Source organism: Chryseobacterium sp. SIMBA_028 (assembly GCF_046535285.1).
Classification (GTDB): Bacteria; Bacteroidota; Bacteroidia; order Flavobacteriales; family Weeksellaceae; genus Chryseobacterium.
Genome location: NZ_JAWRWZ010000016.1, coordinates 45,699 through 64,263 on the forward strand (window position 1 = coordinate 45,699; position 18,565 = coordinate 64,263).

The 18,565-nt window shown below is 35.7% G+C and carries 22 protein-coding genes; 12 read left to right on the forward strand and 10 right to left on the reverse strand.

Annotated features, from left to right (window positions below; translation table 11 throughout):
• The first annotated feature begins 68 nt into the window (after positions 1-68).
• The 3 genes from SCA31_RS19310 (at position 69) to SCA31_RS19320 (ending at position 2,715) form a co-directional block, all read left to right on the forward strand.
• The gene (locus SCA31_RS19310; protein WP_410698716.1) at positions 69-1,244 is read left to right on the forward strand and encodes an aspartate aminotransferase family protein; all 1,176 of its coding nucleotides are present in this window, start codon (positions 69-71) and stop codon (positions 1,242-1,244) included.
• A 190-nt stretch (positions 1,245-1,434) separates the two neighbouring features.
• On the forward strand, positions 1,435-1,821 hold the full coding sequence (locus SCA31_RS19315) for an START-like domain-containing protein (protein WP_076352676.1): 387 nt from the start codon (positions 1,435-1,437) through the stop codon (positions 1,819-1,821).
• A 78-nt stretch (positions 1,822-1,899) separates the two neighbouring features.
• Entirely contained in the window at positions 1,900-2,715 is an 816-nt protein-coding gene (locus SCA31_RS19320; protein WP_410698651.1) for an aminotransferase class IV, read from the forward strand.
• 83 nt (positions 2,716-2,798) lie between these two features.
• Here the strand turns inward: SCA31_RS19320 and SCA31_RS19325 are convergent, their stop codons facing one another.
• Together SCA31_RS19325 and SCA31_RS19330 are read right to left on the reverse strand one after the other, a co-directional pair.
• Complete coding sequence (locus SCA31_RS19325) at positions 2,799-3,380, reverse strand: N-acetylmuramoyl-L-alanine amidase family protein (RefSeq protein ID WP_410698652.1); 582 nt, start codon at positions 3,378-3,380, stop codon at positions 2,799-2,801.
• A 103-nt stretch (positions 3,381-3,483) separates the two neighbouring features.
• Complete coding sequence (locus tag SCA31_RS19330) at positions 3,484-4,032, reverse strand: YqgE/AlgH family protein (protein ID WP_410698653.1); 549 nt, start codon at positions 4,030-4,032, stop codon at positions 3,484-3,486.
• 24 nt (positions 4,033-4,056) lie between these two features.
• Here SCA31_RS19330 and pdxH point away from each other — a divergent pair, with 24 nt between their 5' ends.
• Positions 4,057-4,698: a pyridoxamine 5'-phosphate oxidase gene (gene pdxH / locus SCA31_RS19335; protein ID WP_410698654.1), complete on the forward strand. Its 642-nt coding sequence runs from the start codon at positions 4,057-4,059 to the stop codon at positions 4,696-4,698.
• A 185-nt stretch (positions 4,699-4,883) separates the two neighbouring features.
• Here pdxH and SCA31_RS19340 read toward each other — a convergent pair whose 3' ends face one another.
• Positions 4,884-5,174: an HU family DNA-binding protein gene (locus SCA31_RS19340; protein ID WP_076352671.1), complete on the reverse strand. Its 291-nt coding sequence runs from the start codon at positions 5,172-5,174 to the stop codon at positions 4,884-4,886.
• A gap of 399 nt (positions 5,175-5,573) precedes the next feature.
• Here SCA31_RS19340 and panD point away from each other — a divergent pair, with 399 nt between their 5' ends.
• The 8 genes from panD to SCA31_RS19380 all read left to right on the forward strand — a co-directional run bounded on the left by panD (position 5,574) and on the right by SCA31_RS19380 (position 12,990).
• Positions 5,574-5,924, forward strand: a complete 351-nt coding sequence (gene panD, locus SCA31_RS19345) for an aspartate 1-decarboxylase (protein ID WP_029294648.1) — start codon at positions 5,574-5,576, stop codon at positions 5,922-5,924.
• Positions 5,925-5,927: 3 nt separating this feature from the next.
• Positions 5,928-6,950, forward strand: a complete 1,023-nt coding sequence (locus tag SCA31_RS19350) for a lysylphosphatidylglycerol synthase transmembrane domain-containing protein (RefSeq protein ID WP_410698655.1) — start codon at positions 5,928-5,930, stop codon at positions 6,948-6,950.
• 184 nt (positions 6,951-7,134) lie between these two features.
• On the forward strand, positions 7,135-7,710 hold the full coding sequence (locus SCA31_RS19355) for a TerD family protein (protein WP_076352669.1): 576 nt from the start codon (positions 7,135-7,137) through the stop codon (positions 7,708-7,710).
• A 26-nt stretch (positions 7,711-7,736) separates the two neighbouring features.
• Positions 7,737-8,411, forward strand: a complete 675-nt coding sequence (locus tag SCA31_RS19360) for a TerD family protein (protein ID WP_410698656.1) — start codon at positions 7,737-7,739, stop codon at positions 8,409-8,411.
• Positions 8,412-8,493: 82 nt separating this feature from the next.
• Positions 8,494-9,132 carry a vWA domain-containing protein gene (locus SCA31_RS19365; protein WP_410698657.1) on the forward strand — a complete coding sequence of 213 codons (639 nt, stop codon included), beginning with the start codon at positions 8,494-8,496 and terminating at the stop codon, positions 9,130-9,132.
• A 17-nt stretch (positions 9,133-9,149) separates the two neighbouring features.
• A complete protein-coding gene (locus tag SCA31_RS19370) occupies positions 9,150-10,193 on the forward strand; it encodes a TerY-C metal binding domain-containing protein (protein WP_410698658.1) in 1,044 nt (347 codons plus the stop codon).
• Positions 10,194-10,204: 11 nt separating this feature from the next.
• On the forward strand, positions 10,205-11,473 hold the full coding sequence (locus tag SCA31_RS19375; RefSeq protein ID WP_410698659.1) for a PP2C family serine/threonine-protein phosphatase: 1,269 nt from the start codon (positions 10,205-10,207) through the stop codon (positions 11,471-11,473).
• Positions 11,474-11,478: 5 nt separating this feature from the next.
• Complete coding sequence (locus SCA31_RS19380; RefSeq protein ID WP_410698660.1) at positions 11,479-12,990, forward strand: helix-hairpin-helix domain-containing protein; 1,512 nt, start codon at positions 11,479-11,481, stop codon at positions 12,988-12,990.
• A 38-nt stretch (positions 12,991-13,028) separates the two neighbouring features.
• Here the strand turns inward: SCA31_RS19380 and SCA31_RS19385 are convergent, their stop codons facing one another.
• The 7 genes from SCA31_RS19385 to SCA31_RS19415 form a co-directional block, all read right to left on the reverse strand.
• Positions 13,029-13,538: a GNAT family N-acetyltransferase gene (locus tag SCA31_RS19385; protein ID WP_410698661.1), complete on the reverse strand. Its 510-nt coding sequence runs from the start codon at positions 13,536-13,538 to the stop codon at positions 13,029-13,031.
• A 5-nt stretch (positions 13,539-13,543) separates the two neighbouring features.
• Positions 13,544-14,092: a hypothetical protein gene (locus SCA31_RS19390; RefSeq protein WP_410698662.1), complete on the reverse strand. Its 549-nt coding sequence runs from the start codon at positions 14,090-14,092 to the stop codon at positions 13,544-13,546.
• Positions 14,093-14,222: 130 nt separating this feature from the next.
• Positions 14,223-15,422: a tyrosine--tRNA ligase gene (gene tyrS, locus SCA31_RS19395; RefSeq protein ID WP_410698663.1), complete on the reverse strand. Its 1,200-nt coding sequence runs from the start codon at positions 15,420-15,422 to the stop codon at positions 14,223-14,225.
• Positions 15,423-15,869: 447 nt separating this feature from the next.
• On the reverse strand, positions 15,870-16,472 hold the full coding sequence (locus tag SCA31_RS19400) for an NAD(P)H-dependent oxidoreductase (protein ID WP_410698664.1): 603 nt from the start codon (positions 16,470-16,472) through the stop codon (positions 15,870-15,872).
• A 74-nt stretch (positions 16,473-16,546) separates the two neighbouring features.
• On the reverse strand, positions 16,547-17,365 hold the full coding sequence (locus SCA31_RS19405; protein ID WP_410698665.1) for a helix-turn-helix domain-containing protein: 819 nt from the start codon (positions 17,363-17,365) through the stop codon (positions 16,547-16,549).
• Positions 17,365-17,871: a GNAT family N-acetyltransferase gene (locus SCA31_RS19410; RefSeq protein WP_410698666.1), complete on the reverse strand. Its 507-nt coding sequence runs from the start codon at positions 17,869-17,871 to the stop codon at positions 17,365-17,367. The genes SCA31_RS19405 and SCA31_RS19410 overlap by 1 nt, the downstream gene beginning before the upstream one ends.
• The gene (locus tag SCA31_RS19415; protein ID WP_410698667.1) at positions 17,849-18,469 is read right to left on the reverse strand and encodes a TetR/AcrR family transcriptional regulator; all 621 of its coding nucleotides are present in this window, start codon (positions 18,467-18,469) and stop codon (positions 17,849-17,851) included. Before SCA31_RS19415 ends, SCA31_RS19410 begins: the two co-directional genes overlap by 23 nt.
• Positions 18,470-18,565: the final 96 nt, after the last annotated feature.

The window sequence follows — 18,565 nt, forward strand, 5'->3', positions numbered from 1 at the left end:
CCCTGCCAATAATTTCGGCATTTGCTGAATCTTTTATAGCTTTGCTGAAATTTTTTGAGACGATGGAAATGCATAAAGATTTTTTTACATATCAGGCGCAAACTACCCAATTTGCAGCAGGTTTTGAAGTTGAAAAAGCAGAGGGAAGCTATATTTATGGTACAGACGGAAAGAAATATCTTGACTTTGTAGCAGGAGTTTCTGCCAATACTCTGGGACATTCACATCCTAAAATTGTTAATGCCATTAAAGAGCAGGCAGACAAGTATCTTCACGTAATGGTATACGGAGAATATGCACAGGATAAGCCTATAGCAATATGTAAATTGCTTGCAGAAGCCACACCGGAACCTTTGGAAGTAACCTATCTTGTGAACAGTGGAGCAGAAGCTATTGACGGAAGCTTAAAACTGGCAAAGCGATATACAGGAAGAGAAGAAATAGTTTCCTTTAAAAACTCTTACCACGGAAATACACATGGAGCTTTGAGCGTTTCAGGAAATGAAACCCATAAAAGAGAATTTCGTCCGTTGTTGCCAATGGTTTCTTTCATTGAATTTAATAACGAAAAGGATTTTGACAAGATCACAGAGAAAACGGCCTGTGTTATCCTTGAAACCATTCAGGGAGCAGCAGGGTTTTTAGTGCCAGATAAAGATTATCTGATCAAACTAAAAAGAAGATGCGAAGAAGTGGGGGCTCTTCTAATTCTGGATGAAATTCAGCCAGGGTTCGGAAGAACGGGGAAATTGTTCTCATTTGAACACTTTGGAATAGTTCCTGATATTTTGGTGATGGGAAAAGGAATGGGCGGTGGTGTTCCTGTAGGGGCTTTCATGAGCTCCAGAAAAATTATGGAAACGTTATCACATTCCCCTAAACTTGGACACATTACTACTTTTGGTGGGAATCCCCTCATTGCAGCAGCCAGTTATGCTACTTTAAAAGAAGTACTGGATAGTGGCTTAATGAATGAAGTGGATGCAAAAGAAAAGCTATTCAGAGAACTTTTGGTGCACCCAAAGATTAAAAATATTAACGGTAAAGGTTTAATGCTTGCTGTAAATCTTGGATCTCCAGAATATACCTTGGGCGTAGCTAAAAAATGTATGGAAAAAGGACTTATTGTATTCTGGCAACTATACAGAAATGAGTACCTGAGAATATCCCCACCTCTTACATTATCGATGGAAGAAATCAGGGAAGGATGTCAGATTATTCTTGATATACTAAATGAAAACTAAAGATAAAATCTCTCTGTTTCGGAGAGATTTTTTTTATGCCTTACATTATACCATTATCTCTTAAAACTTAACATAATACAGATTTGATTCCGGTGATAAATATCATGCTGATTCTATAAAAAAGTAATTGTTTTTTTGCGTAATAAAAAAATTAATTTATATATTGCGGGACGATAAAAACAAAGATTATATGGCGAAACATAAAGTCCATTACGAATTCCCAATGCACTGTTTATCAGAGATTTTATATGAATATCTGGCAACGGGCGAGGGGTTATCTGAATGGTTTGCGGATGAGGTAATAGAAAAAGGCGATGACTTCTTTTTTAGCTGGGGTGGAGGACCTGCAGAAAAGGCCACATTAATCAGATATAAGCCTGAAGGTTTCGTGCGTTACAGATGGGAAGAAGATGAGGGAACTAAGAACTTCTTTGAAATGACAATCACAATAGATGATATTACAGAAGATTTAGCATTAAATATTACTGACTTCTGTGAGGAAGGTGATGAAGAAGAAAATGCAATGTATTGGGAAAATCTTATTGAGAACCTTAGAATAAAATTAGGTGCTGCATAAGGCGGGATCGTATTAAATGATAAAACTGATGAACGATTTATCGTTCATTATTTTTTTGTAAATAAATCACATCAAAAATTGGAAAATCAATATTTTACATCAGACGCATTAAATGTAAAGAATAGAGCCTTTCTTTGGGGCGATGCAGTAAAGGTTTCCTTCTTTATAAAAAACGGAGGATTAATCATGGATGAAGAATGCTATTTCTTCCTGATGGCTTCGATGAGAAAGATGAGAATGAACATTCCTCTCACCTATACACTGGAATTTTTTCAATCACTTTTTCAAAAGGATATTATCGATGGTCAGGGAATAAAGAATGGAATTATCAATTTTCAGGTCTTTAGAAATAATGATGATTTGACCCTGGCAAAATCTTCAATTTCCTATTTTTATGAAATCGTGGAAATGGAAGATGTGTTGGCTGTTCATCCAAGAGCATTGGAACTTGACCTTATTAAGGAAATCAATGTGAATAACAACCTTTTGAGCAATATTAGGGTACATTGCCCGGAAAATATTTATGGAGGCATTTATGCACAGGAAAATGATCTTGATGATGTGATTCTTTTGAACCCTAATAAAAGAATTGCACGTACTACTACCGGAAACCTTCTTTTTCTGGACGGAAATATTATTAAGGTTCCAAAGCAGACTGAAGGGGCTTATATTTCTCCACTGATGGAGAATTTTGTTACCTTTTTACATAAAAATAACCTTGCAGATATCCAGGAACACGAGATTATTGCATTTGAATCTCAGAAAGCAGAAGAAATTTTGATGATTTCTGATGAGAAAGGCATATTTTCTGTAGGTAAAATAAGAAATAAAACCTTTGAAACTTCCCGATTCTCAGAATTGGTAGAAGGCTGGAAAAAGAGTTTTGATCAATAAAATTGACAAACCCGGTAAACAACGAAATTATAAAAGTCCTTTACCGGGTTTTATTCTGATTACATCAGAAATTGTTATGTATTTTAGTATTCATTGAAAATCTCAATGAATTTCTGTGCGATTTCCTTTTGCCCTTTTTCACTGGTGATGTAATTTCTATCAGCAGAATTATTAATAAATCCCAGCTCTACCAGTACAGCCGGAGCCTTGGTTTCTCTTAAAATATGAAGATTGCGTTCCTCAATTTTACGGGCATTGAATTTTTGAGATATTTTTTCACCCAACATTTTTGAAGCTTCAGCATGTTGAACAAAAACCTCAGTTCCCTGATTGGAGGTTTCTTTCTGAGGAGACCTGTTGACGTGAAGTGAAATGACCAGTGCAGGATTCAGTTTATTGATTTGGGTGGTTCTTTCAGAAAGGCTGGGATAGGTGTCTGAACTTCTTGTTAAAATCACCTCATACTTTTCTTGTTCTTTATTCAGTTTTTGAATTTCCGTCGCAATACTTAAGGAAATGTCTTTTTCGGAAAAATTATCATATACAGCTCCTAAGTCGTTTCCTCCGTGGCCGGCATCTACGACAATATATTTCTTGTTAAGAGGTGCAAATGATAAAAATGTAGTCGAAAAGATTGATAAAGCAAGTAATGTACTCCCCTTCATTTCTGTGATTTTTGTTTTTTAAAGAACGGAAAAAGTTTCTTTAAAATTGGTTAATAGAATCTTAAAATTTGTTAATTATATTCTGGAACTGAAAAAGTTACTATTAATTCAGAGAAATGTCCTCAGGTGAATTGGCCCAAAGGAGGAATTCACCACCAAGGTTTTGCATAATGGATTTCCATAATGTCTGATCATTGGGAAGAGTATAATCGAGGTTATAAACATCTACTACAGTCCACATCTTTCTTTGGACCTCATTATCCAGCTGATTGGGAGACCATCCCGAATATCCGGAGAATATTTTTATATTCTGAATATCCAGCACATTACCTAATACGGCATTTATAATGTGTTCAATGTCTTCTGTAAGATAATATTCATTATTGATTTCAGTGTAGATTTCAGTGATCTTTTCACCCTTTACAATGAAGAATACTTTTTCGTTTTCTACAGGACCGCCATCATATACTTCAATTTTGAAATCGAAGAATTCCCTGAATTTACTACTCATTTGGCTGTTCTTCTTATTCAATATCAAACCAAATGCACCGCTTTCATTGTGTTCAATAACCAATACCACCGATCTTGAAAAAAGATCGCCGGAAATGTCAGGTGTCGAGATTAATATTTTACCTTTGTATGAGTGATTCATACTCAAATTTAATAAAAAATATTTATGGAAAACCTGCACGACAAAAGAAAAGTGTACGAGAAATCCCAACTTATTGAAAGTGAGATAAAACAAAATCCAATTGAGCAGTTTAGAGACTGGTTTTTGGAGGCCAGTGAAAGCTCTATGATCTCTGAAGCCAATGCTATGGCGGTTTCTACAGTAGAAGAAGACGGATGTCCAAGAACAAGAATGGTTCTGTTGAAAGCCTATACTCATGAGGGATTTATTTTCTATACCAATTATAATAGCAGAAAAGGAAAAGCGATAGAAAATAATCATAAAGCATGTCTTCATTTCTTTTGGCCCAATTTGGAAAGACAGATTATTATCAAAGCTAATCTGGAAAAAGTTGCCGAAAATCTGAGTGATGGTTATTTTCATTCAAGGCCAAAAGGAAGTCAGTTGGGTGCGATGGTTTCCCCGCAGAGTCAAGTTATTCCAAACAGAGAATTTTTGGAAGAAAAGCTAAATGATCTGGAAAAGAAGTACGAAAATACAGAAGTTCCAAGACCATCCAACTGGGGGGGGTATTTGGCAAGGCCCTATGAGATTGAGTTCTGGCAGGGACGGCCTAATCGTCTTCATGATAGGATTATCTATGAGTTAGATGATTTGGATTGGAAGATTTCAAGATTGGCTCCCTAATGGAGGAGGAGGAAGCTAGAAATGAGAGTTTAAAGAATTTTTTTTTCATTTGGAGATCTACGGCTTTAATCAACCTTAGTAAAGATATCATAAAAGCAGGCTAAATAAAGCCTGCTTATTGTTTTCTATTAAAAACAAAAGGCTGTTTCTAAGAAACAGCCTTTGAATTTTTCTAATCTGAATGATTATTTTTTCTTAACACCAGAAACTGCGTTTGATAAATCAGCTCCAGCCTTAAATTTAGCAACTTTTTTAGCAGCGATTTTGATTGGCTTTTTAGTTGCAGGGTTAATACCTTGTCTAGCTGCTCTCTCAGCTACTGAGAAAGTACCGAAACCTACTAAAGAAACTTTTCCGTCTTTTTTCTTTAATGTAGAAGTTACGTTAGAAATGAAAGATTCTAAAGCAGCCTTTGCTGCAACTTTAGTGATACCTGCATCTTTTGCGATTGCGTCGATTAATTCAGACTTGTTCATAATTTTTAATATTAAAGTTAGTTCGTAATTATAGCAAATATAATACTATTTTCTAATTGTGCAATTTTTTTATTAAAACTTATACAATTTTTTTACTTTTCAGTGAAAACAGTTAAAATATGATAATTCGGTTTTTCACGAAAAATCTACGTTACGGGTTACTAAAATCGTGCCAAATGCTTATGTTTATTGACTTTAGCAAAAAGTTAATATTATTTCCTGTATTTATTAAATCCTAAATTGGGTATAAAGTATTAATGTTTTTAAGAATATAATTATTAATTCTATAAGTAAAAGTCACATTTCTTGTGTTTTATAAAATTAAATACCTGAGTTTATGGGAGTTTTTTAATGATAGTGAAGGTCTGTTTTATTAATTTTTATTAATAAATTTGCAACATGTTAATAGAAGTTTTCAAATCCAAGATTCATAGGGTAAGAGTTACAGCCTCAGACCTTAATTATATAGGAAGTATAACGATCGATGAAGATCTTATAGAAGCTGCCGGTTTGGTAGTGGGAGAAAGGGTTTATATCGTAAATGTGAACAACGGGGAACGTTTTGATACATATGTTATCAAAGGGAAAAGAAAATCAGGAGAAGTATGTCTGAATGGGCCTGCTGCAAGAAAGGTACAAAGAGATGATATTATTATCATTATTGCCTATGCACAGATGACTCCTGAAGAAGCGAAAGACTTCCAGCCGAAGATCGTTTTCCCTGACGAAAAAACAAACCTTCTAACCTAGTTCATGGAGAAAACAACAAAAAGTCCACTAAAATCAGTACTCACAATAGTAATATCGCTTGCTTTTGCAGGCTTTTTTTTATGGCTTGCCTTAAAAGGGCTTGATTTTAAAGTGATTCAGCAGTCATTGGCAAAAGCGAACTACCTTTGGGTACTGTTTGCATCAGTATTTGGTCTTCTGGCTTATTGGTTCAGGGCTATTCGTTGGAATCTGATGCTGGAGCCGATGGGGCACCAGATCTCAAATTCCAATTCGCTTTGGTCCATATCATTTGGATATTTAATGAACCTTACCATTCCCAGAAGTGGTGAATTGGCAAGGGCTACCGCTTTGTATGGGGTAGAAAAGGTACCTGTAGATAAGTCATTCGGAACCATTATCCTGGAAAGGGTAGTAGATCTTATATGCATGCTTGGGTTCCTAGGGCTTACCTTATTATTTAAATATGACGCAATTTTGTCATTCTATCAAAATTCAGGAGTAAATATTAATCCAAATAAGATTTTGCTTGTTCTTTTGATATTGATTGGTGGTACAGTTTTATTTTTTGTCTTTAAAAAGAAATTGGCAGGTGTTCCTTTTTTAGGGAAGATTGTAAATTTTATAGATGGGATATTCCAGGGGCTGACGACCATTTTCAAACTAAAGCAAAAAGGAAAGTTCATTTTATATACATTAGGAATCTGGATTTCTTATTATTTTGCAGCCTATCTGGTATGTTTTGCTCTTCCTGAAACATCAGGATTTACAATGGCAGACGGATTCTTCATTATTGTTGTAGGAACAATGGGGATGATTATTCCTGCGAGTGGAGGAATTGGTGCTTATAATCTGGCGATGAAGTATGGTTTTATGGCTCTTTTTATCTCGATGGGGAAAAGTGCCGATCTTGGAGGTGAAATGGGGCTTACGTATTCCTTTATCTCTTTACCGCTTCAGATTGTGATTATGCTGGTGATGGGACTTATCTCTATCCCTATGCTGGCTAAAGCAAGAAATGCAGCTGTTGCCGACAAGGGTTTTTAAGAATGTATTCAATAACAATATTTTTATAAAGGTTCAATTTTTTAATTGAACCTTTTTTATGTAGTTATTGAGCAGGAATATTGATTATAATTGCAGTATACCTGTTATTTTTCATCAATAAATTTGGTCAATTCATAAATCACTTCTATCTTAATGCAAAAAATAATTCATAACATAAAACACTATGGCAATTAATCTACAGAAAGGACAGAAAATCGAGATCGGATTGACAAAAATGACAATAGGACTTGGTTGGGATCCTAATGAAGGGACAGGCTACGACTTTGATCTTGATGCTTCGGCAATTATGATTGATTCTGACAGAAAATTAGTAAGCGAGGAGTATTTTGTTTTTTATAATAACCTGACTTCTCCGGATGGGGCTCTTACTCATACGGGAGATGATCCAAATGGTAAAAACAGTGATGGGGATGATGATGAAGCAATTGTAATTGACCTTGATAAAGTAGACTCAAGGGTAGAAGAGATTCTTTTTGTGGTAACCATAGAGGATTTTGAAAGAAGAAGACAAAATTTCGGACAGGTAAGAAACTCATATATAAGAGTGGTAGATAATGGCTCGAATCAGGAGATTGCAAAATATGAACTGGATGAAGACTTCTCTATTGAAACAGGTGTTGAATTCGGGAGACTCTATAAAAGAAACGGAAGCTGGAAATTTGAAGCTTCAGGAATAGGATATAGAGCAGACCTTGGGTTCTTCCTTGAAAAATATTATAAGGGACAAATCATCAAATAATCATCAAAATACACACAACTATAGCTATGGCAATTAATTTACAGAAAGGTCAAACAATTGATTTAAGGAAAAACGACCGTGGAGAAAGTGTTTATGACCTTTCAAAAGTGACGATAGGTTTAGGATGGGATGTAAGAAAACAAGGTGGTTTTCTGGGAAAACTATTCAGCAAAGAGGCAGAATATGATCTTGACGCAGTGGCGTTTCTTCTAGATGGTAACGGAAAGGTTGCCAACCTTGGAAGAACGGTTCAGACCAATGATGGAAGACAAATGGGACTTTATCAAGGGGATGTGGTTTTCTTTAATTCTATGCAGCATCCAAGTGGGAATGTATGGTTAACTGGTGATAACAGAACCGGTGCAGGAGATGGTGATGATGAGCAAATCATTGTAAAGCTGGATCAGCTGGATCAAAGCTATCAGAAGATTGTATTTATCGTAACCATTTATCAGGGAAGAACCAATAACCAGCATTTTGGAATGATTGAAAATGCATTTATCCGTGCGGTAGATGCTACAGGAAAGGAGATTACAAAATACAGTCTTTCCGGAGACTCCAGTATGAACGGAATGTGTGCCATGGTTTTTGCTGAGGCTTACCGCCATAATGGTGACTGGAAATTCCGTGCTGTGGGAGAACCTCATCAAACGGATAACTTTATCGATATCCTGAGACAGCAGTACTCATATTCAAACTAGACTTTAACTTTTTATTCAACATACAAGCCGGCGGAGGAAGTCGAAGACTTCCTCCGCCGGCTTCAGAATTAATAATTGTCTTATGAACAGAAGATTATTAGCCTATTTTTTACTGGATACTTCCGGTTCCATGAATGGAGAACCTATTCAGGCTCTTAATAATGGATTCAACGGGTTGATCAGTATGCTCCGAGCAGATCCACAGGCTATGGACAGCCTCCATTTGAGTGTTATTACTTTCGATAGGGAAGTTAAAAATATTATTCCGCTCATTGCTCTTGCCAATTTTTATCCCATGGAGATTACCTGTCCGGATAGTGGGCCTACCCATACTGGTGCAGCGTTGGAGATGGTGTCAGAATTAGTACAGAAAGATCTTGTAAAAGGTTCAGGAGATGAAAAAGGAGACTGGCAGCCCCTTCTTTTTATATTTACGGATGGGAAGCCATCGGATATTCAAAAGTACAGACAGATGATTCCCGCAATACGAAATCTTGAATTTGGGGCAATTGTAGGCTGTGCAGCCGGTCCTAAAGCGGATGAACAGTATCTTAAAGAATTAACGGATCATGTGGTAAAACTGGATACTACCGATGCCATTACATTGTCTTCATTTTTCAGATGGGTAAGTTCGTCCATTACACAAGGAGGGCATTCGCAGGATACAGGAGAACATATAACACTTCCTCCGCCACCAACGGAGCTTACTATTATTATCTAAAAATTGTCTTTACAGGTATGAGAAGACTTCCAATTTATTTCTTAATCGATGTCTCCGAATCTATGGTAGGAGACCCTATTGAACAGGTACAGGAGGGGATTTCCAATATTATCAGGGAACTGAAAAAAGACCCCTATTCATTGGAAACAGTTTATATTTCCGTGGTAGGTTTTGCAGGAGAAGCTGAAATTATTACGCCGCTTCAGGATATTATCAGTTTTTATCCACCGAAAATTCCAATTGGAAGCGGTACCTCACTATCTAAAGGTTTGATTAAAATCATGGACTGCATAGATAGGGATATCATAAAAACGACCTATGATAGAAAAGGCGACTGGAAACCCATTGTTTTCCTGTTTACGGATGGTGTTCCCACCGACGATGCTACCAAGGCTATTGAAAGATGGAACAATAAGTATAACGGAAAAGCCAATACCATTGCTGTATCTATAGGAGAAAATACAAATTATAAACTTTTAGGCTCTCTGGCTGATAATGTTTTATTATTCAACAATACTGACGAAAATTCTTATAAGGAATTTTTTAAATGGGTAACAGATTCCATTAAAACAACCAGTCAAAGTGTGACTGAAGCCAATAAAGAGGGAATTAATCTTTCCAAGATAGATTCTGTAATCCTTGAAAAGGTAGATCCACAGATGGAACAAAGGTTTCCCGACAATAATTTTGTTGTTTTGAATGGTAAATGTTCAGAAACAGAAAAGTTGTATCTGATGAAGTTTAAAAAAACATTCGCAGAATCCAGCATACCGGGGATGTCTACCAGATATTATAGACTGGATGGAGCTTATAAAATTGATGAAAAAGCATACTACAGACTTTCTTCTAATCAAAGGAGTAACCTTAAGATTTCAATAGAAGAACTTCAGGGAGGGACCTCATGCCCTCATTGTGCAAATCCAATAGCGCTGGCCAGCTGTTCCTGTGGTGGTATTCACTGTCTGCGGGGCGAGGGGTATAGTAAATGCCCTTGGTGTGGTACTTCAGATTATTACGGATTTTCCGGTGAAGGATTTGATATCAATAGAACTTTGGGATAATCATACCGACCATGAAAATACCATCATTTTATTTTGGAACCCCAAAAAAGGGAATGGAAAAAGCCAGCATCTATAAAGAAAAAGAAGAATTTAAAGAGGCTCATTGGATAGTGAAGAGCGCCAATGCAGGAAAACCTTATGAATTCACCTTTGAGATGGTAGATTTCCCGAATATAAAAATTAAAAATATTGGTAACCTTGGAGAAACCGGGCTGACGTTTGAAAATAACAGAATCTCTGGAATTCCCACCACCAATAATTTATATCATTTAGACATTGAATTTTTTCACACAGAGGATCAGGATACTATTGAGATTAAAAGAGTGCAATTACTTGTGAATGTTGATCCTAAAGATCTATGGAAGAATATTCCGAGTGATAAAACCGCAGACTTTTATAAAGAAGATGAGGTTTCTTTAAAAGGAAAATTTTTAGACAAAAAAATAGTTGTTGCCTCTAAAAGAGGTCGTTCACATGCTCATGAAGGGAAATTCAGGGAAGATGATTTTGCAGTGAATGAACTTCCTGCCGAATGGATGATAGTCTCCGTTTCAGATGGGGCCGGTTCTGCAAAAGCAGCAAGAGAAGGCTCAAGGATTGCAACCACTTCGATAAACGATTTTTTTAGTTCTCCGGAAATTTTAGATAACATTGAAAATAATATCAATCTCATTTATGCATCTGAATATTTAGAAACAGAACAAAATGAGTGCTGGCAAAACGTCATAAGACTTCTGTATGAAGGGGTCTTATCTGTTCATCATACGCTGGAAAAAACGGCAATAGAAAATAAATTTTCCATTAATGACCTGCATGCTACCCTAATTTTTGCATTGGTTAAAAAATTCAGCTTCGGATATGTCATTCTTACTTTTGGAGTTGGAGATTGTCCGATAAATCTGATCAATACAGACTTTTCCAAAGTACAACTTTTGAATCCTATGGATGTGGGAGAATTCAGTGGTGGTACCCGTTTTATTACCATGAAAGAAATTTTTAACGATCATATTGCTTCACGTTTCAAATTAACATGTGTAAACGATTTTTCACATCTTGTTCTTATGACAGATGGTATTTATGATCCAAAATTTCTTACCGAAAATAAGTTAGAAAATACGGAAAGCTGGATAACATTCTTTGATGACCTGAATGGAGATAATGATGATCATACAAAGGTTGATTTTATCAATGATGCAGAGATTGATCAGCAACTATTGAGCTGGACCGATTTCTGGAGCAGAGGCAACCACGATGACCGCACACTGGCAATAATCTATTAATAAACATGAAAAATACGATCAAGGTTGTTTCTATTCTGGATGCAGCTAAAACCTATGAATATGTTGATGAAAAACCAATCCAGGGTGGTGTAAAGGACGTTTACTTTTCTCCAGACAGAGATTATGTAGTCGCTTTTTACAGAAATCCATTGGAGGAGGGACAGAAAGAAAGGATCATGAGAATTGTTTCTACCTATCTTCAAAGTATTCAGAATGGAAATGCTTCAGAGTATTTCCTGAATGAAATATTCAGGTGGCCTTATGATATTGTTGAGAAAAACAAACTGACAGGAATTGTAGTTCCCATTTACAATCAGAAATTTTTCTTTGCCAAAGGCTATATAGGTTCAGATAATATTCAGGGAGAGGATAAAGTAGGAAAGTGGTATACAGCACCCATGTTTCGTAATCAACAGTATCCATTAAGACTTGATCAGTCAGAATTAGGTGACTGGTTGAGTTATTTTCAGATTGCCATTAATATCAGTAGAGGAGTAAAAAAACTACATCAGATGGGCCTTGCTCATTCCGATCTGTCTTATAATAATATCTTGGTGGATCCGGTGACAAAATCAGCCTGTATTATTGATATAGATGGGCTTGTTGTTCCAAAACTATTTCCTCCTGAAGTAATAGGTACGGCAGATTTTATTGCTCCCGAAGTTTTAAAAACCAAACATTTGAAACTTCAGGATCCCGAAAGACATTTACCCAACCAAAAAACAGATCTACATGCTCTTGCAGTACTCATCTATATGTATTTGCTCAGAAGACATCCTCTGCGGGGCGGAAAAATCTGGGATCTGGATTCTGAAAAAGATGAAATTTTATCAATGGGTGAAAAAGCGATGTTTATAGAGCATCCGAATGATTCAGGAAATCATGTGAAAGCAGATCATCTTAGAAAATGGGATGCATTCTGGGGTGACCCTCAAAAGATTCCCTATACTGTAACGGGGCCATACATTGCCGATTTATTCAGAAAAACATTTGTGGACGGATTACATGATCCCATCAGGCGTCCTACTGCCAATGAATGGGAAACAGCGCTGTTGAAGACCGTAGATTTGATCCAGCCTTGTCATAATTCCGGGTGTACAGAAAAATGGTATGTATTTGATAATACCAGTAGCCCGAAGTGTCCTTTCTGCGGAACCCCACATCAGGGAACATTACCTGTTCTGGATCTTTATTTCAGGTTTGATGATGAGGTCTGGAAACCGGAAAATCATAGATTGATGGTCTATCATAATCAATATTTATTCAAGTGGCATGTATCCAGAAAGGTGATTCGTAATGAAAATCTGACCATGCAGGATAAAATGCCGGTAGGCTACTTTACTTTTCATCAGGGAAAGTGGGTATTGGTGAATCAAAGCTTATCCGATATGAAAGACATTACAGAACAAAAAGAAATTCCTGTAGGTTCTATGGTAGAACTTACGGATGGTAAAAAAATCTTGTTGTCTGCTGAAGAGGGAGGCCGGTTGATCTATGTGACAATGGCCAATCAATAACTCTATTGTAGAAGTTGAATGGGATAAGAATTTATATTTTAACTCGGAGAGAATTCCATGAAGTAAGAATGCTCATCTTCGCTTACAATTTTAAAACCCAGACTAGAATAGAGGTGCTGTGCCTTATTGGTTTTTAAAACACTTAATGAAACAATATTTTTCACCAACGAAGCTTCTTCCAGAATATTGGTAAGAATTAATCTCCCCAACCCCTTTCCTTGTTGGGCGGGATCAATCTGAAGCTGTAGAACTTCCGTTGCAGAGCTGGTTTTGTTTATTTTTAATAATCCCACTGGCTGATTATCCATCAGAATGATATTTGCTTTTTCAAATTCATGAAGAACTCTTTTAAGCGTTGTGTCATGGTCTGTAGGGAGATTGGCTTCAGCATAGTGCGGAACCATGGTCTTCGTTCTGAGATCAAGAAGATAATCAAGATCTTTTTTTGTAGCTTTTCTATAGGTAAGTGAAGTGTTCATATTGTTTTTAATTCCAATTTTAGACCCTATCTGAATGTTATGAAGTGAAACTTGTTTACTCCCTGCCATTTTATTTAATCAAAAGTAATATTTCTTTGTTGAAGGTAAGCCTCATCAATATTTTCTTTTTCAAAATAGTCAGAATACATGGTTACCTTGATAAATTCTTCATCCTGATAAAATCCACCCAAAAACAGTTCATTGCCTATTATTTTTGTCTGGATGGTAAGAGCATTGAGAATGATCTCCTCAGTTTCTAAGGTTTTGATATTAAAAATAAATAATCTCTGATAATGCTTATCCTTATATTTAATAATCAGGTAGTTCTCATAAAAAGATAAAAAGCCATCCCTAAACGATGGTAGTCCCAAGGTATTAATGGGAGGTTTCCAGGTAATAATCTTTCTTTCTTCTACTCTAACACGAACCTGTTCTTTTCCGGCTTCATTATACTGCCACCAGGCAATAACTCCATCTTTGTTGACAGCTGTTTGTTGAATGTTTATAGAATTTTCCGTACCCGAATGATCTGTCCAGACAATGTGTTGCTTATTCAGCTCAGTTTTAATATTGTCCAGAAGCAGTTCATCATCAATCAGGGTCAGAATATCGGCGTGAGTCATTACGATCTGTTTACGAAAGCGAAGATATTGATTTAAGCTGACTCAGAAAATAAAAAGTCCCGGATTGTAACCCGAAAAGTAAGCTTGGAAGTGATCATTATTGAACAACTTCCAGCTTTCCGTTTCTCTGTTATACCAGCTTAAAAAAGTTTCTTTTTCCAATTTTTATCTTCATTTCCTTTAAAAGCTCAATTTCCTGATCAGGTTCTGTCATTTTTATACTGTTCATTTGAACTCCGCCACTCATGATGAGTCTTCGTACAGCAGATTTGCTGAGATCATTTTTTAATTGATGACAAAGCTCAACTAAGGTTGTTTTATTTTGAACATGATGTAGAGTATCTATAGAAACAGGCTCAAATGCTTTCTCTTCAAAATTTTTATTCTGAAATTGATTATTAAAAAACACCTCTGCATGTTCTCCGGCTGTTTCATCATGGTATTGACGGATAATATTTTTTGCAATCAGTTTTTTGATGTTCATAGGGTTTTCACCACTTTCTAGCCTTGATTTTAAACCTGCTTTTTCTTCAATGGATAAATCTGTTGCCAGATCAATGAATTCTTCAATCAAAGCATCCGGAATAGACATGGTCTTTCCAAACATTTCATTAGGCTCATCAGTTAACCCAATGATATTATTCAGGGATTTACTCATTTTTTCTTTTCCATCCAATCCTTTCAGCAATGGCATACACATCACAATCTGGGCAGGCATCTGATGAACTTCCTGTAGCTGTCTTCCCATGGTACAGTTGAAAAGCTGATCGGTGCCACCCATTTCAATGTCACATTCAATTTTTACAGAATCAAATCCCTGAAGAATAGGGTATACCAGTTCATGCATTGCAATAGGTGTATTCTCTGTAAATCTTTTGTTAAAGTCATTTCTGTGCATCAGTTGGGCCACCGTAACCTTTGACATCAGCTGGATCACCTCTGAAAAAGGCAGCGCATCCAGCCAGTCAGAATTGAAGACAATTTTTGTTTTTTCAACATCAATTATCTTGGAAAGCTGTTTGATATAAGTCTGTGCATTGTGTTGTACATCTTCTGCACCTAAAGGTTTTCTTGCCTTATTCTTTCCGGTAGGATCACCAATTCTCGCCGTAAAGCTTCCTACAACAATAATAATCTGATGTCCCAGATTCTGAAATTGCTTTAGCTTTTTGAGTACCACTGCATGCCCCAAATGCAAATCGGGAGCCGTAGGATCAAAACCTAGTTTAATGGATAATTTTCTGTTTTCTTTTTGGGCCTGATTTAATTTTTCTTCCAATCCGTTTTCCGGAAGGATGATGGCCACATTTTCTTGTAATGTATTGATCATTTTGAAATATTTTTGAAATAAAAAAGCCCGGACAGTATCTGTCCGGGCTCTATATAAATTGAGATTATTGTAATTATTGAATCACAGATATAGAAAATCTTCCCGAACGATAGCTCGGAGAGTAATACTCACTGAAAAAAGGAAGACGCAATATGCTGTTTAAATGTTTCATTGGGTTGTAAATATAACAGGTTTCCCCTGTAAATCCAATATTTAAACCATTAAGATGCATTGTATAGGTTATAACAAGATCTGTTTTTATAAAAAAACTTAACCGTCTACTAATCTTAATGGTTTAAAATAGAGGTTCAAAACAATTTTACTTGTCATTCCTGAAGCTAATTCTATGCCATAAACTTCTTATATGTAAAATATCATATAGAGTGGCAAAAACGATATCAGATTAATTTCTTTGCTGGTATACCATTTAATAAATGGTATACGTTTTTATCTGTTATTACTCATGATGATATTAGGTTGTGAATACACATTTTTGATTTGGTCTTTCCAGTTTTCAAGATCTTCGTGACTTGCTTTATCGGCTTTATCGAAAAAGAGATGCTTAATGATTTCCAGCCCGGAATAGATAAAAATACCATTATCAGAAGTTAAAGTTAATGCCTTGTCCATTCCAGTCCGTTCATATTCTTCATGAGATTTCCCGTGGGTATTGATAATAATTGTTTTTTTTCCTTTCAAAAGTCCTTTCTGTATCCCCAGATCATAGCGATACGCAAAACCATAGCTGAATACACGGTCTATATACCCTTTCATAATAGCAGGTAACCCCGTCCACCAGATAGGATAAATAAAAGTTATTTGTTCTGCCCAGGAAATGTATTCCTGTTCAAGTAGTATATCATCATTTACTTTTCCCAGGTGCTGTTTCTTTATATCATCTAAAGAAAGAACAGGATCGAAACCGATATTGTATAGATCTCGGATAATGATCTCATGATTTTGGAGTTTCAGATTTTCAACCACAATATCTAAAAGACTGTGGTTTAAACTGTTTTCATTAGGATGGGCATAAATAATTAGGTGTCTCATTGCTTTGATTGTTAAGATTAATAAGACAAAAGTAAAGAGACTGTATAGGCGAAAATTGTAAGAAAACGAAATGATTATTCGGATTTTGGATTGCATATGTCCTGCTGAAATTTCAGGTAGCGGGTGGGAGAGATATTTAAAAAATGTTTAAAATCATGAATAAGCTGGCTTTGGTCATAATAGCCACATTGGTCAATAATTGTAAACCACTTTATTTTATTTTTCTTCTCTATTTCTTCCTCAATCATTTTTATTGCTTTCAAAAATCGGTTGTAGCGATTAAACTCTTTAAAAGAATATCCAAACTGCTCTTTCTGTTTACGCTGAATATTTCTTTCCGTTTGATGAGTCTGCTCGGCAATGACCTTAATAGGATTCAAGAGATCATTTTCATAAGTGCTTAAAAGCAATCCTGTTGTATTCTGATGCTGAAGATAAGGTTTGCAAAACTCTAAGATATAATGAACTTGTTGTGTGGTTGAATCTATTTCTTTCAACTGATGCCAAAGATGAGTAAAACAGTTTTCCGGTACTAATTCATCAGGATGTTTTATCCATTTTTCAACAGAAAATTTTCCGAAGAATCTGAAAAATGAGTCATCTTTAAAATTAACAACAAGAATAGAACTATTTGCCGGAAGAGTATACTCGAAAGCCTGCCTTACAGGTCCAAATACCAGACTCTTATCAACAACTATTTTTGTTTTTTTTCGTGTCATCATGGAGGCACTTTCCCCAAAACAAAATAACAAAATGGTGTGGTAAGTAGGAAGCAGGGTCTTGGTAACCGGTGTGTCGGAAGTATTCTCAGCAAAATAAAAGTGAGTAAATACTTTTTCAAATTCCTGAGGAACTGAAATTCTATACTGATGATATTCCGGTTCTAATTCCATTATTCTGCTGATGAGGTGAGTTTCTTTTCCATTTTATAATTAATGAGATCAATCCCTTTTACATTCACCGTCTGTTCTTTTATGATCTCAAAACCTGCTCTTTCAAAAAAAGATTTTGCAGTTTTGCTGACGTCTGCTGTCAGGTATTTTTTATTTTGTCTTACAGCTTCTTTTTCAATCTGATGATAGAGTTGAGAAGCAATTCCCTGATGTTGATAATCTTTGTGTACAAAAAGTAAATCAATATAATCTCCTTTCTCAAGGGTACAGAAACCAACAATTTTATGATGATGTACAGCCATTAAAATAAATTGGTTACAGATCACATTTTCCCATCTTTCCTTATTTTCTGCACCGGATTTCCATGCCTCAAGCTGATCATGAGTGTAATCATTTTTGCAGACATTGCCAATGGTCTCCCGAAATAGGATAAGCATTTTCTGCAGATCATCTTTGTTTCCATTTCTAATGGATATTTGAGAGTTAGTTGATATATTGCTGTTCATAGAGTTTTTGTTGGTTCTTATTAAGTAAAGGATAAAAGAGGTTCATCTGTAGAAGCGTATAATGCTGAATGGCAGCTTTTTTATTAAGTTTTGAGATTAATCGGTTGTGGGTAAGCCAATTGTCTGCAATAATGAAGATCTGTTCTGTAAGACCATCTACAATAAATTTGGGAATATCTTCCTGGAAAATAGTACTCTTCTGAAAACCCGAAAAAATCACTTGAAACTCCTCTTTTCTGTTGAAATTAATTTGCTCATAATTAGATTTTACCTCAGGGATTTTGTTTAATATATCTACAAAATTGATAAAAATGAATCGGTAAGAATAGAAAATTTCACAAGTAGAATAGGTAAACTTATAGAGATCTTCCAGTGTTGTCATCTCCATTTTTTTCATCTTATTCAGCAGCTCATCCATTTTCAGGGTAAGTTCGGCAAAAAGAATCTTGATAATATCCTCCGAATGTTTGAAATGATAATGTAGATTTCCTGCACTTATGGTAAGTTCTGCCGCAATATGCCTGGTGGTGATATTGTTGCAGCCCTTTTCATTAAAGAGTTCCAGCGCTTTAGACAGAATCTTTTCTTTTGTGTTCATGATTCAAATATAAGAATATAAGAGCTGTATTAAATCATATTTTCAAAATTAGAACAATTGTTCTAATTTGGTATTTTTGCAATATCAAATGGTTAT